Below are 13,488 nucleotides of genomic sequence, written 5' to 3'. Positions count from 1 at the left end.
GATATTATCGGTTCGATCACATGACAAATAGGGGGAAACAACATGAAATTAAAGAAGAAAAGTTTAGCAATCCTTAGTTTATTACTAGGAATTTTTATAGCAGGGTGCTCAAGTAACCAAGACACCAATGCAAATGCAAAATCAGAAGAGGAAGGTTACGCAAATGGCGATTTATTAGTCGAAGCGTCATGGGTAAAGGAACATAAAGACGATGAAAACATCCAATTTGTTGATATGCGTGGAGAAGGCTTTGAAGCTGGTCATATTCCAGGTGCTGTGAACATGACGTGGGGAGCTTTAACACGTAAAGATTATAAAGTTGATGGATTTCTAGCTGATGCAGACACATTCACAAAATCCATGCAAAACATCGGAATTAATAATGACTCCACAGTCGTTGTCTATGACGGTGGAAATAGCTTAGGAGCTGCTCGTCTATTTTATGCCTTAGAGTACTTTGGTCATAAGAACGTTAAAATTCTAAATGGTGGATATCAAGCTTGGTTAAATGCAGGAAATGAAGTAGCCACTGGAAAAGCAAATCCAACTAAAGGAAACTTCCAAGCTTCCGCAAACAAAGACCTTCAATCCTCACAAGAAGAAGTGAAAAACAATCTAAAAAGCGATGATGTTGTTCTTTTAGATACACGTTCTGACGCTGAATATACTGGTGAAAAAGTACGTGCTGAGCGCGGAGGACATATTTCTGGCGCTGTTCACCTAGAATGGAAGAATTCAATTACGAAAAACGAAGATGGTGTTCCTGTATTCAAATCAAATGAGGAACTTCTTAAGCAATTCGAAGGCGCAGGAATTGTAAAAGATAAAAAAGTTGTGCCATATTGCCAGACAAACGTTCGTGGCGCGCACACTTATTTCACATTGCGTCTACTAGGCTATGAAAAAGTTAGCCCATATGAAGGCTCTTGGGCTCAATGGGGTAATACAGCGGACGCACCAATTGAAAAGTAGGTGATTTTGATGAAGGAATTAGAAGGAATTAATCAGATCGACTATCCTGAATTACAAAAACTCGTGAATCATCCCACACCAAAGATTTTACTAGATGTTCGCGAGTATGAAGAATATATTGAAGGCCACATCCCTGGGATTCCGTTAATTCCGATGAGCGAAATTGTAGACTTAATTGATGAATTTGAAAAAGATCACGATTATGTCTTCATTTGCCGCAGTGGCCGTCGCAGTCAAGAAGTTGCGAAGTTTTTTAAGATGAACGGCATTGAAGCAGTCAGCAACTACGAAGGCGGTATGCTGGAGTGGCAAGGCAAGATTGAAACTGGTGAAACCAATATCGTGAAAGAAGTTTCAGAGATTTATAACCCAACATCTGAGGAGGAATAAACATGAGTACAGAAGAGTTAAAAGACGTTCAAATTGATCATACAGTAGATGGAATCGGTGAAGTTTGCCCTCACACGTTAAACATTGCATTAAAAGCACTTAAAAAAGCAAAACCAGGTGAAGTTGTTGTGGAAGAAACAGACCATTCCATTGCAACAAAAACAATCCCTTCTGCTGTAAAAATGAATAAACTTGCAGAAGTGCTTGGAATTGTTGAAGAGAACGGCATTTACAAAATTTATTTAAAGAAGTTGTAAGGTGATCTCATGGAGTTTTTCTTAATTGACCGTTTTATCCTAGCAGCCGTTTTTGGCTTCTTATACGGATTTCTTATTCAAAAGGCAGATTTCTGTTTTGTGGCTTCCGTTCGCGATTATATTAGCGTACGTGACAGTCGCATCGGAAAAGGGGTTCTTGTTTTAATCGCAACGGCCCTTGTCGGCTGGGGATTAGCACTTACATTCGGTTGGGCGTCTATTGGTCAGGTTTGGTCCGTACCCGTTGGTGGGATGAACCTGATCGGTGGCGTTATCTTTGGCATTGGCATGACGATTGCAGGTAGCTGTGCCTCAGGTGCTCTTTACCGAGCAGGAATGGGATATATCCAATTTTGGATTGTTATCGCAAGCATGTTAGCCGGCAATATTTTGTTTGCCCTCATCTATGATCCATGGGGAGCTGCAGTCCAGGAGCCTCTTCAAGCAACCGAAACTGGCTTTTCCTTTTATCAGTTGAATCTTCCCTACCTTCTTTTACCTTTAGTCGTGGTCGGATTTATGCTATTCATTACGATCCGCCAATTCGGCATTAAAGGTGTAATCCAAGGAGTGAAGGATTCCATTCAAGACCTTAAAGGAAATCCACTAACAAAATCACATTGGGATATACGTCTTGTTGCATTTTTACTTGGTGTCGTTGCGACGTTGCAGTTTATCCTTTTATCTACGATTAGTATTACAGGACCTGAAACTAGGATCGCAGGGGTAGCCCTTTCATTCGTGTTTGGAGAGGACTTTGTCTATAACAATACGTATTTAAATCAAATGTTCGCTGACTTCCCTACAATCGGACTTGGACCAGAAGAAACCCTCATCATCTTCATGATCGTCGGTGCCTTCATCTCTGCTCTGTTAAGTAAGAGCTTCAAGATCCGTTATCCAAAAGCAAGACGCCTTCCATACGCAATCGGTGGCGGCTTAATCATGGGCATCTCCTCCCGCCTAGCACCTGGCTGTAACATTGCCAATGTGATCCCTGGATTAGGAGGACTTTCCTTAAGCAGCATCATCGTTGTCGTCGGAATGATCCTAGGCGTCTTCATCGCAACAGCCTATATCTTTAAAATGCCATTACTGTTATTTCAAAAACTGGATTTGGATTAATTTTCGACAAATTCCGGTGCCTGTCACGCCCCGGAATTTGTCGAAAAAATAGTGCCTGACCCCCACCGCATTAAAGCATTAACGCACTGGGGGTCAGGCACTTTATTTTTAGCTAACAGGAAGGTACAGATTTACCTGGGTACCCTGTCCTTTTTCTGAATCATATTCAACTCTTCCAAGGTGGGCTTTTACGATATCAAAGCAGATCGGTAGGCCCATTCCAATGCCATTTTCCTTCGTTGTGAAAAAGAGCTTACCTAATTGGCTTATCTCTTCTTCTGTCATCCCTTCTCCGTTATCTTGAATCGAGATGTGTACTTCTTCAGTTTCCTCTAGTAAAGCTGAATCTACGACAACTTCTCCACCATTCGGCATCGCTTCTAATGCGTTTTTAATAAAATTAATCAAGACTTGTTTAATTTTTGATGGATCAATCTGAGTTTCAAGATTGTACTGAGATGGTTGAAACGTAATTGTACTATTTTGCAAACGTGTGTTGCTTTTCATTAATTCAACCGTATTAGATAGAAGTCTATTTACATCACAGCTTTCACGCTGAATATCTGTCGGTTTCCCTAAGATCACGAACTGATTGACCAAACTTGCCATTCTCTCTAGTTCGTCTGTGATAATTTCAAGATATTTATTTTGTTGGTTGTTTTCTTGCAGCAATTGGGTTAATCCCATAATCGAAGTAAGTGGATTTCGGATTTCATGGGCCAGTCCGGTTCCCAACTTACCTATTGCCGATAGTTTTTCAGATTCAACCACTTGTTTCTGAAGTTCATGGTATTGAGTCATATCCCTAAATTGTGCAAAAGCTCCAATGATTTGACCTTCGCTAAATAGAGGAAACACATCTAAATGGCACACTTTCGATTGGCCATCCTTCATTATCATCGTGATCTCTTTATTCTCGATCTTTTCTCCATTCATCAAAGCTTGGTTTATGTAGTTTTCTATTTCTGCAATTTGTCCAATCCCTGTTTCATAGATAAATTCTTTTGGTATCTCCGTTATTTCTTCTGCAGCCGTATTATATTCCAAAACACTTCCATAGTTATCGGTCATCACGATACCTAGTGGAGTAGAATTGATTAATACCTGATTCAGCAATTGAAGCTGCTCGTTTTGCTTCTGTAATTGAAGTTCTCTTTCTATGGAATCCACGGCAGACGAAAGAAGCCCCAAATGGAACTGACTGGCGTAGTCAATCAGTGTCATCATCGAGACGGTTCCAGCAAGACCTCCCTCATCAAAATAAGCAAAAGGAGCTGAATAACAAGCAACGCCTGATAGAGCTTGCTGGTAATGGTCATTACCTATTAAAGCAATTGGTTCTTCATGTCTTAAGGCTAGTGACACCGAATTGGTCCCAACCTCTTCTTCTAAAAACTGAGCTCCTACCTTAAGATCAATCGCATCGACCATTTCTTTTATACTCGGATCGCCATATATATCAAGAACAGAACCTTCATGATCCGTTATAATAACAAGTGTTGGAGTCCCATCCATATAATAGATTAACTTTTGCATAAAGTGCTTAACGATACCCAAAACACTTGAGAAGATTTCCTTCTTCCGCTCGAGTTCCTCTTCTGTAAGTCCCACTTTTAACTTCGGTATAACTTCTGGGTCTAACCCATACAGTTCTGAACAATTTCTTTTAGAGTTTTCTATGTATGTTTCAAAACTACTCATCCCGCACGCCCCTAGCAACCAGGTGTGATCATTGACCCTGGAGAAATTTTATATAAGTTTAGAGTTAATTGTTGATGCCGTATTGCAGCTTTTGATAAAGGATAATCTTCTTATCTAACTCTTCACTCAGCTTAAGAATCTCTCCACTAGAGTATTCGTCTGTCTCTTTGCCTATATCATATAATTGCGTCTGTAATCTTTTAATCTCACTCTCTAAGCTCTTCAATTCCACATAACGACCTCACATATAAATGACTTATTACTATTATTGTACTAAAAAAAGGAAGTAAAAAGAATAGATGATTTTTGTATATCATAACAAACAGACCGCAAATAAACGTTTTGTGTTACACTTTGTATATTTTACGGTCTGTTTCCTTATCCTATTAATTATGTATAGAACCCTCATCTCTCAACCTCCTCTAATCCAATTTACTTCTTAGATATTTGTACGAGATGGTAGTAGATGATTAGTATGATTTGAACTAACATGTATATTGGTAATGACCAATACATGTTATATCCTTTATCGTAATGAAATAAACCGATTTTGACCCCGATCCATTCAGCTAAAACGGAGAAGCTTGACCAAATAAAGATGTAGAGAATATTGTAATGTCCCTTTATATTCAGTTTTGAGTATAGGTATATAAACATATAACTAAACGGACCATTCATTACATAATATATAAAGTCCATTAGTTGATATTTTGAACTGTCATTCACATCATACAAATCCCATGGTCTAACACTTGTTGTGTGATCAAAGAAATACACAATCGTTATCCCAAATAAATAATACCCAATCGCCTCAATAGGAGGAAAAATTTTAGGGATCCTGAAAATAAAGAAACTTAAAGATACAAGAGTAATAATAACAAACCATTCATTCCAGTCAAAAGCTGTTTCATAAACCACTATCATTCTTTAAACTCCTTCTAGAAACTAACAAAACAATTTTTGAACTCCCTAATCCGATAAAAAGGTATGCAACATTAATAATGGCTGAATTGAAGGAATTCCATTTAATCAATTTAAATACGTCCATAAAAATTAATAGTGTTTCAATTCCATTAATACAAGCAAAAATAAAAATGAAATAAAAAAATTTTCCTTTTAACGTTGACCACGCGTGAGAAACATTAATCAAACTTAAAACAAGCAATGGAATGATTATATTTCGATACAGAAGAACTGCAGGAAATAAAAACGGATTTTCTGTTGTTTTAATCATTTGTAGGTTTAAGTTCAATATAGTAATAACATTGGTTGTTAAAATCGTAATAATCATAAAAACAATTGAATTCTCTGTAAAAGTAAAGCTTTTCCTTTGAAAGAAAAAGAAAAGAGATATAAATATAGTCAATAATATAGTGAGAGGAAGTCCAATCATAAGACATATCTCCTTCATTTATACACTTCCGTATAACTTTATAACTTTTTATAATTAAAACTCTAAAATAGATGTATCCCTTATCTTTCCCAATTCAGAATTATAAATACTTCTAAAAAAAAGGTGCCTGACCCCCAATGCGTTAATACTTCACCGCATCGGGGGTCAGGCACTCTATTATTACCGACTACCTAAATAAGAGAATGTATCTTGACTGTAAGTGGTCCACTCACTAGATTCATAGGTTGTAGTTCCATCGGTGATTGTGTTTTCTCGTACTAGGGTTGTATCCTCCGCAAAAACTGAACCAGCTGTTCCAATTACATCTATCGCTGTTCCGTTCTTCAGTAAGGTTACAGAGTCATCGCCATTAAAGGCTATACCACTGTCTTGCTGATCCGTTTCAGATAGAATACTCGTACTTGCATTTGGATTTGCAATAACAAAAACATCACCTGATGCTAGTGTGCCGCTTAATGTGATTGAACTTCCTGTGTTGGACAGGTCAATCGTGTAACTCGATAAATCAATCGAAGAACCTGTTCCGTTATAAATCTCGAGTGCTTTGTTATAACTGCTTCCTTCAATATATTCTGAGAAAAACAGCTCAGAGGATGAACCGCCGCCACTTATCGGTGCGCTATGAGTACCTAAATAGCTGAATGTATCCCCAGCATAGGAATCCCACTGGCTGCTGTCATAGGAGGTTACACCCTCAGATACCGTATCGTTTCGTACAAGCGTTGTATCTTCACCCCATGTACTTCCCGATACACCTACCACATCAATCGCTGTTCCATTTTCCTTCAAGGTAACTTGATCATCTCCGTTAAACGCTACACCTGAATCTTGTAGATCTGTTTCACTCAGAATTGAAGTTGACGCGTTTGGATTGGCTACTACAAAAACATCCCCAGCAGCCAGTGTCCCGGATAAAGCAATATCGGATGATGTATTCGATAGTTCCACTGAATAATTGGAAAGGTCGATACTTGATCCAGTTCCATTGTAGATTTCGAGCGCTTTATTATAGCTGCTACCTTCTACATATTCAGAAATGAAGACGCCAGCGCCTGTACCATCGCCACCTGTATCTCCACCACTTCCATCAATCGGTCCGTAAGATCCTGACGCAAACGTTGTTGGATCCCACCAATCATAACCTGCATCTGGCTGAGACCAGGGCTCTGATTCAGGTTCCGTAGAATTTTGTGGATTTTCCATGCTTAATAATTGTGTTTCTGGGCTTAGCTCTAACCCGCTTACTTGATCAAAACTTGTATAACTTTCTTGTGCAGCTAACCAATCGATTAAATTCGTTAGGAGTGTTGCGTCGTCTTGTTCTTGGAACCCATCATAGGTTGTTTTAGTCGTTCCATCCATTTCTCGTTTATATTTTGGAGTGCTATCTTCGACTGGTGAGGAGTCACCGATGAACGCTGCTTTACCTGCTCCTAATTTTGAAATAGCAACATAAGGACCTTCTTCAACGCCACCACCATTGTACACGCCCTGGTCTACTGCATAAGACCACGCTGCGTCTGTTTGTGGTAGATAAACAATCCCTTTTGCTTTATTTGGATCTAAAATGGCAAGTGTTGATCCTGCATGCATCGCAACCGTACTCACGCCTTCTGTGATTCCAAACGACTGGCTTGGTGCCACAATGTTATCAGCCGTTACGGTCCCAAGTGCGTTATAGCGGAATCGCACTCCAAAATTGTTTGCTAACCAGTCAGAAGATTGAACTCCTGTCATGCGATCGGAATTCGCCTCTTCTGTGCTCATCCCTTTTGTTGGATCGTTCCAAGCACCTCTTCGGTAACCGTTAAAAGCTTCTGAAGAATCCCAACGGTTCAGGTTACGATCCGCATTATAGTGATCGGAGATAAAAAATACACTACCACCATTTTGTATGTACTGAATGATGGCATCCTGCTCAGTGGATTTGTACGGAATATTCGCCTCAGGCATAACGAAAACATCGTAATCCTTAAGATCATCATACGTGATCGCGCCTTGTTTACGCAGTTCTTTTACAGCATAGCCATTATCAGCAATGGCATTTGCAAAATCTGAAAATCCTCCGTCAATGACCCAATCTGCTGCTCCTGCTGTCTGTCCATGAGTGTTATCAAATAAAACCTGGAGGCCGTTAACACTACCTCGCGCATCAATCGTAGGTGCCGGATCTGTAGCTCCCTCTCCAAACACCTGCTGATTAGATAGCGTGATAATACCGAACAATAATACCGGAAGCAAAAGAAACATGAACTTCTTAACAGATAAATGCATAATTTCCTCCTTTTTCTTTAATTGTGCGCTTACATACATATGCTAGCATCTTTTTCCTTCTGCTTATACGGGTAAATACGACCGGTTATTTAGGTTTATATATTCCAAATTTCATAACAGTGCCTGACCCCCAGTACGTTAATGCGTTACAGCACCGGGGGTCAGGCACCCATGGTATAATGAAACTCGTTGTAATTTAATAGAAGGAGAGCAAGAGATGACAAAATCGAATAAGATCCTTTTTTTATTATTAATCATTGGCAACATCATATTATGGCCGACTATAATCAGTCAGCTTAACTTAAACTCTACTGAGGCCAATACAAGTGAAACTGAATCTACTTCAGAAAAATCCGATTATGACCGCTTGATGTCTAATCTTATGGATAACAAGGTATCTGAAGTGAAAAAAATCATTGAAGAAGGAAGTGTTGACCTTACTCATATGAATGAATATGGAGATAAGCCAATCTTATGGGCAGCTCACTACTCTCCGGAGAGTGTGCCACTTTTGTTAGCAGAAGGTGTGGATCCGAACTTTACGAATCAAGGTGAGGATACGGAGGAGATCACCCCTATTTCCATCGCAGCAGCCAACGACGGCTGGAGGCCAAAACATTACGATGCTGCTGTTTCATTGCTGGAACATGGAGCAGATCCAACCTCACCTAATATTCACGGCATTACTCCCCTAATGGCAGCAGCGAAGTTTGATGGGACAAAGGAAATGGTTCAGCTTTTATTAGACCATGGAGCCAACCCTCTTTGTACCGATATGCGTGGTGAAACAGCTAAGGATAAAGCGATCAGCGTGAGACGTGATGACCGAAAAGAAATCATCGAGCTTCTGGACAGAGAAATGAAAAGTGGAAAGTATAGCCTAGAAGATTGTGAGAATTGGAATATTGCCGGTAAAAGTCCGGAAGAAATTCTCAAGTCCCTTGATTACACACTAGGTAAAGACGAATTTAAATACGCCATTACAACAAACGATACATATGCTGTGAAACAATTTTTAGCATTAGGTTATAATCCAAATATCACTCGTGATACGGGAAATAGCATCTTACACGAGCTCTACTGGTCTGAACAATATCGAATGATTGAACTCCTCGTGGAAGGCGGTGCACAACCAGATATGGGCGCTGATAATATGGGAATGACACCTTTAATGCGATTAGCTGAGGATGGTCATGTCGATTTAGTTGAAACCTTACTGAAACACGGTGCTGATCCTACTCTTGAAAATAATGCAGGCTGGAATGCTATTCGCTTTGCTCGAGCTGAGGGTCATTATGATGTGTTAGAGGTCATTGAACAGTATAGGCAAAAGAAAGAACAAGTGAGTCACGAAGAATTTCCACCAGAATTCACTGTAACGGTTCATGAAAACGTAAAGAAGCGTTTCTATGACCGCGATAAAGCTATCGCTTATGCAAAACAGTATGAACAAGCTGAAGTCTACACCCCTAATGTTCCAATTTGGGATAATAAGCCATCAAGTGTCTATCAGGGTGAGAAGCACATAGGCGATTTTCCAACTATCCAACAAGGAATAGATGTAGCCAACCAATACAAGAACGCCAAGGTAATAAATAGAAAAACAGATTATGTAGTCTTCGATAACTTTCCGAAACAATGCGGAACCTGCGACAGTCCAATTCAAGATCAATACAGAGAATAAAGCGGTGCCTGACCCCCAGTACGTTAATGCGTTACTGCACTGGGGGTCAGGCACTTTTATGTTACGTTGCGACTCTTCCTATACTTTATTCATGAAAGTCTAATCCTGATTTTACTTCTTTCACATATCCTGCGCGAATGACATAGTCACCAAAATGTTCATTTTCTTCTCGATGTTTGGCATATTCAAACAAGAGTGTGTTTAAGATTTCTAAAATTTCTTCTTCTCCTATGGTTTCTCGGTAAAGTTTGTTTAATCGGTCGCCTTTAAATCCTCCCCCAAGATACATATTATACTTTCCTGGAGCCTTACCAATGAAAGCTATCTCAGCTAATGCTGGTCGAGAGCATCCATTCGGGCAACCTGACATACGTATGGTTATTTCCTCATTAGAGAGACCAGCTTGATCAAGTATATTGTCGATTTTATCTATAAGGGAAGGAAGATAACGTTCAGCTTCCGCCATAGCTAGACCACATGTTGGCATCGATACACAGGCCATTGAATTCTGACGTAAACTTGAATTATGTTTTCCATCTGTAAGACCATACTGATCAACAAGTTCCTGAATAGCCCCTTTCATTTCTTCAGATACATTCGCAATGACCAAATTTTGATTAGGAGTTAATCGGAAATCACCTGTATGAACTTTAGCAATCTCCCGTAAGCCCGTCATCATGGAAACTTCCTTTGAATCGAATACACGCCCGTTTTGAATGAATAGAGTGAGGTGCCATTTATCCTCCCCTTTCACCCAACCATAACGATCCCCATTATGGTCAAAGGAATAAGGACGCGCCTCTTCAAGCGACCATCCTAGTCTGGTATTCAGCTCCTCCTTCAGCCAATCTATCCCATTTCTATCAATCGTATATTTAAAACGAGCATTTTTCCGTTCAGATCGATTTCCATAGTCTCTTTGTATGGTTACGATTTTCTCTGCTACATCAACAATATTCTCAGCTGAACAAAATCCAATGACACGAGCTAATTGAGGGTAAGTATTCGGATCCCCATGGGTCATTCCCATTCCCCCTCCAACCGCAACATTGAAACCTTTTAATTCACCATCTTCTAAGATGGCAATAAAGCCTAGATCCTGAGAAAAGACATCTACATCGTTCGAAGGAGGGACAGCTACTCCGATTTTAAATTTACGCGGTAAATAGTACGTCCCATAAATCGGTTCCACCTCTTCAGGTTCTCGACTATCGACAACTTTTTCTTCATCTAGCCAAATTTCATGATAGGCCTCTGTCCTTGGCGTTAGGTGGTCACTCACCTGTTGGGCCCATTCGTGAACTTCTGAGTGTATCTGGGATTGGTATGGGTTGGGATTACACATTACATTACGGTTCACATCACCGCATGCCGCTATGGAATCCATTAATGCTTGATCGATAGATTGGATCGTATTTTTCATATTCCACTTTAAAATCCCATGTAGTTGAAACGCCTGACGAGTCGTTAACTTCAATGTCTTATTTCCATAAGTGTTTGCTAGTTCATCCATAACGAGCCATTGTTTTGGAGTAGCAACACCTCCTGCTGCACGGATTCGCACCATGAATTGATATGCAGGCTCAAGCTTCTTTTTCTTACGTTCATTTCGCACATCACGGTCATCCTGCATGTAGCTACCATGAAATTTGATGATTTTCGTATCTTCTACTGGTACACTAGCCGTAATCGGATCTTGCATACTATCTAACAGAGTACCTCGTAAAAAGTTACTTTTTTCCTTTATCCCTTCCATTTCACTTGGAGGGCCACCATGATAAGGGAATTGCTGCTTCGCCATCTCAGAACGCTCCTTTATATATAATTAATAAACATCTCTTTGATATCGTTTCGTTTTACGTAATTCAGAAAGAAATTCTTCTGCTTCTTCTGGCGTCATGTTGCCTTCTTTTTCAAAAATCGTTAGTAAGGCAGCATGCACATCTTTCGCCATGTACTTTTCATCGCCACATACATACACATGTGCACCATTTTTAATCCACTGATACAGTTCATCACTCTTTTCAAGCATGCGATGCTGCACATATACTTTTTCTGTATTGTCTCGAGAAAAAGCAACATCCATCTTCGTCAATGTTCCTTCCTGAAGCATTCTTTGCCACTCAACTTGGTATAGAAAATCGGATTCAAAATGTTGTTCTCCGAAAAACAGCCAAGACTCTCCAGTCGCTTCTATTTCTTCTCGTTCTTGCAAGAATGCTCGGTATGGGGCTATACCTGTTCCAGCTCCAATCATAATAATTGGAGTATCTGGGTTTTCTGGTAGCTTAAAGTTCGAATTACGTTGTACGAAAATAGGCAGTGTATCTCCTATTTCTGATCGTTCTGCACATTGTACTGAGCAGACCCCGGTGCGGTCACGATTGTGAGCGTTATAGCGTACGGCCCCAATAGTGAGATGAACTTCGTCTGGGTTTGCCTTTGAACTACTAGCAATCGAATAGAGTCGAAATGGTATTTTTCGTAGAATTCCAGTGAATTCTTGTGGTGATACTTGCCATGGTCCAAAATCACGTACCAAATCAATTAAATCTCTTCCATGAATATAAGCCTTAAGCTCTTCTTGATCCTCTGCTATAAGTTGGGTGAGTTTTTCATTATTCGTAAATTGGGTCACTTTTTCAAGCAAAGGTTTGGTTAGATTAGTTATTTCAAAATAAGAGGTAAGGGCTTCTCGAAGCGGTCTATACTCCCCTTGCTTGTTGACAGCTACATTTTCTTGCGGGTCCCACTGCATCTCTTCAATCAAGGTATCTACTAAACTAGAATCGTTTTCAGGGAAAATACCGAGACTATCTCCTGGTTCGTATTCTAGATTCGATCCTTCTAAATCTAATTCAATGTGACGGGTTTCTTTGTTTGAGCCACGTCCATTAAGATCGATATTTTCTAAAATCTCCGCTTCAAAAGGGTTACTCTTTGAAAATTCCGTGTGAACGGCGGTCTGTTCCTGAAGGTCTCCAGTAGACGCTTGGTTACCTTGTTGTCCTGACTTTTGTTCATTTAATTGATTGATAACACCTGTAAACCATTCATCTGCAGGTTCTTCATAATCCACATCACAATCTATTCTAGGATGAATGCGTTCAGCTCCTAATTCTTCTAGCCTCTGATCAAAATCTTTACCTGTTTGGCAGAAGTATTCATATGAGCTATCCCCTAAAGCTAAAATGGAATAACGGACCCCGTCTAATTTAGGAGCACGCTTACTAAAAAGAAAATCATAAAAAGACATGGCATTGTCAGGTGGGTCCCCATCACCATGAGTACTCGTTAATATCAGTAAATCTTCAACTTTCTTGATTGATTTTGGTTTAAAATCATCTAAGGAAGAAAGCGTAACATCAAAGTCTTGTTGTTTTAGTTTCTGAGATAGATTTTCAGCAAGTTCCTGACAATTTCCTGTATGAGATCCATAGAGTATGGTTACCTCACGTGTGTTTATAGGAGCGGCTACAGCAGTGGCGCTTTCTGGTGAGACTTCCTTTTCAACAGTAGCTGCAGCTGCTGATGAAGGGGCTGCCAAATATCCACTTAACCAGACTTTTTGACTTTCATTAAGAGTCGATAATAGGCGATTTAAAAGTTCTGCTTGTTCTTCATTAAATGGGCTGTTCATAACCTGGAACTGCAATACGTTCACCTCCGCA

The 13,488-nt window shown here is 39.8% G+C and carries 12 protein-coding genes; 5 read left to right on the top strand and 7 right to left on the bottom strand.

Annotation, left to right across the window (positions count from 1 at the left end; all coding sequences use genetic code 11):
• Positions 1–42: 42 nt before the first annotated feature.
• From H514_RS22080 to H514_RS0100510, 4 genes are read left to right on the top strand one after another with little or no spacing between them, the layout of a single operon-like run.
• Positions 43–972 (top strand): sulfurtransferase, encoded by a 930-nt coding sequence (locus H514_RS22080; protein ID WP_051254942.1) that lies wholly within the window; start codon positions 43–45, stop codon positions 970–972.
• Positions 973–981: 9 nt separating this feature from the next.
• Positions 982–1,362: a rhodanese-like domain-containing protein gene (locus H514_RS0100520; RefSeq protein ID WP_036841476.1), complete on the top strand. Its 381-nt coding sequence runs from the start codon at positions 982–984 to the stop codon at positions 1,360–1,362.
• Between the two features lie 2 nt (positions 1,363–1,364).
• Positions 1,365–1,619, top strand: a complete 255-nt coding sequence (locus tag H514_RS0100515) for a sulfurtransferase TusA family protein (protein ID WP_051254941.1) — start codon at positions 1,365–1,367, stop codon at positions 1,617–1,619.
• Positions 1,620–1,628: 9 nt separating this feature from the next.
• Positions 1,629–2,744, top strand: a complete 1,116-nt coding sequence (locus H514_RS0100510; RefSeq protein WP_027445188.1) for a YeeE/YedE family protein — start codon at positions 1,629–1,631, stop codon at positions 2,742–2,744.
• 108 nt (positions 2,745–2,852) lie between these two features.
• Here H514_RS0100510 and H514_RS0100505 read toward each other — a convergent pair whose 3' ends face one another.
• From H514_RS0100505 to H514_RS24155, 5 genes are all read right to left on the bottom strand, one after another.
• On the bottom strand, positions 2,853–4,445 hold the full coding sequence (locus H514_RS0100505; RefSeq protein WP_027445187.1) for an ATP-binding protein: 1,593 nt from the start codon (positions 4,443–4,445) through the stop codon (positions 2,853–2,855).
• A gap of 64 nt (positions 4,446–4,509) precedes the next feature.
• Positions 4,510–4,677, bottom strand: coding sequence for an aspartyl-phosphate phosphatase Spo0E family protein (locus H514_RS24160; RefSeq protein WP_081672872.1), 168 nt, complete (start codon positions 4,675–4,677; stop codon positions 4,510–4,512).
• 200 nt (positions 4,678–4,877) lie between these two features.
• Entirely contained in the window at positions 4,878–5,369 is a 492-nt protein-coding gene (locus tag H514_RS0100495) for a CBO0543 family protein (RefSeq protein ID WP_027445186.1), read from the bottom strand.
• On the bottom strand, positions 5,353–5,838 hold the full coding sequence (locus tag H514_RS0100490) for a hypothetical protein (RefSeq protein WP_027445185.1): 486 nt from the start codon (positions 5,836–5,838) through the stop codon (positions 5,353–5,355). Before H514_RS0100490 ends, H514_RS0100495 begins: the two co-directional genes overlap by 17 nt.
• Positions 5,839–6,018: 180 nt before the next feature.
• The gene (locus tag H514_RS24155; protein ID WP_081672871.1) at positions 6,019–8,133 is read right to left on the bottom strand and encodes a lamin tail domain-containing protein; all 2,115 of its coding nucleotides are present in this window, start codon (positions 8,131–8,133) and stop codon (positions 6,019–6,021) included.
• Between the two features lie 217 nt (positions 8,134–8,350).
• Between H514_RS24155 and H514_RS0100480 the strand changes: the two genes are divergently transcribed.
• Positions 8,351–9,817, top strand: a complete 1,467-nt coding sequence (locus tag H514_RS0100480) for an ankyrin repeat domain-containing protein (protein WP_027445184.1) — start codon at positions 8,351–8,353, stop codon at positions 9,815–9,817.
• Positions 9,818–9,902: 85 nt separating this feature from the next.
• Here H514_RS0100480 and cysI read toward each other — a convergent pair whose 3' ends face one another.
• Positions 9,903–11,618, bottom strand: coding sequence for an assimilatory sulfite reductase (NADPH) hemoprotein subunit (cysI, locus tag H514_RS0100475; RefSeq protein ID WP_027445183.1), 1,716 nt, complete (start codon positions 11,616–11,618; stop codon positions 9,903–9,905).
• 24 nt (positions 11,619–11,642) lie between these two features.
• Entirely contained in the window at positions 11,643–13,472 is a 1,830-nt protein-coding gene (locus tag H514_RS0100470; RefSeq protein WP_027445182.1) for an assimilatory sulfite reductase (NADPH) flavoprotein subunit, read from the bottom strand.
• Positions 13,473–13,488: the final 16 nt, after the last annotated feature.

This window comes from Pontibacillus marinus BH030004 = DSM 16465, from assembly GCF_000425225.1.
Classification (GTDB): Bacteria; Bacillota; Bacilli; order Bacillales; family BH030062; genus Pontibacillus; species Pontibacillus marinus.
This window is presented reverse-complemented; position numbering and strand designations above follow the sequence as displayed.

Excerpts from the sequence above, each read along its gene's own strand:
- H514_RS0100515 (WP_051254941.1), top strand. The coding sequence starts at position 1,365 with ATGAGTACAGAAGAGTTAAAAGACGTTCAAATTGATCATACAGTAGAT.
- H514_RS0100510 (WP_027445188.1), top strand. The coding sequence starts at position 1,629 with ATGGAGTTTTTCTTAATTGACCGTTTTATCCTAGCAGCCGTTTTTGGC.
- cysI (WP_027445183.1), bottom strand. The coding sequence starts at position 11,618 with ATGGCGAAGCAGCAATTCCCTTATCATGGTGGCCCTCCAAGTGAAATG.
- H514_RS24155 (WP_081672871.1), bottom strand. The coding sequence starts at position 8,133 with ATGCATTTATCTGTTAAGAAGTTCATGTTTCTTTTGCTTCCGGTATTA.
- H514_RS22080 (WP_051254942.1), top strand. The coding sequence starts at position 43 with ATGAAATTAAAGAAGAAAAGTTTAGCAATCCTTAGTTTATTACTAGGA.
- H514_RS0100520 (WP_036841476.1), top strand. The coding sequence starts at position 982 with ATGAAGGAATTAGAAGGAATTAATCAGATCGACTATCCTGAATTACAA.
- H514_RS0100495 (WP_027445186.1), bottom strand. The coding sequence starts at position 5,369 with ATGATAGTGGTTTATGAAACAGCTTTTGACTGGAATGAATGGTTTGTT.
- H514_RS0100505 (WP_027445187.1), bottom strand. The coding sequence starts at position 4,445 with ATGAGTAGTTTTGAAACATACATAGAAAACTCTAAAAGAAATTGTTCA.
- H514_RS0100480 (WP_027445184.1), top strand. The coding sequence starts at position 8,351 with ATGACAAAATCGAATAAGATCCTTTTTTTATTATTAATCATTGGCAAC.
- H514_RS0100490 (WP_027445185.1), bottom strand. The coding sequence starts at position 5,838 with ATGATTGGACTTCCTCTCACTATATTATTGACTATATTTATATCTCTT.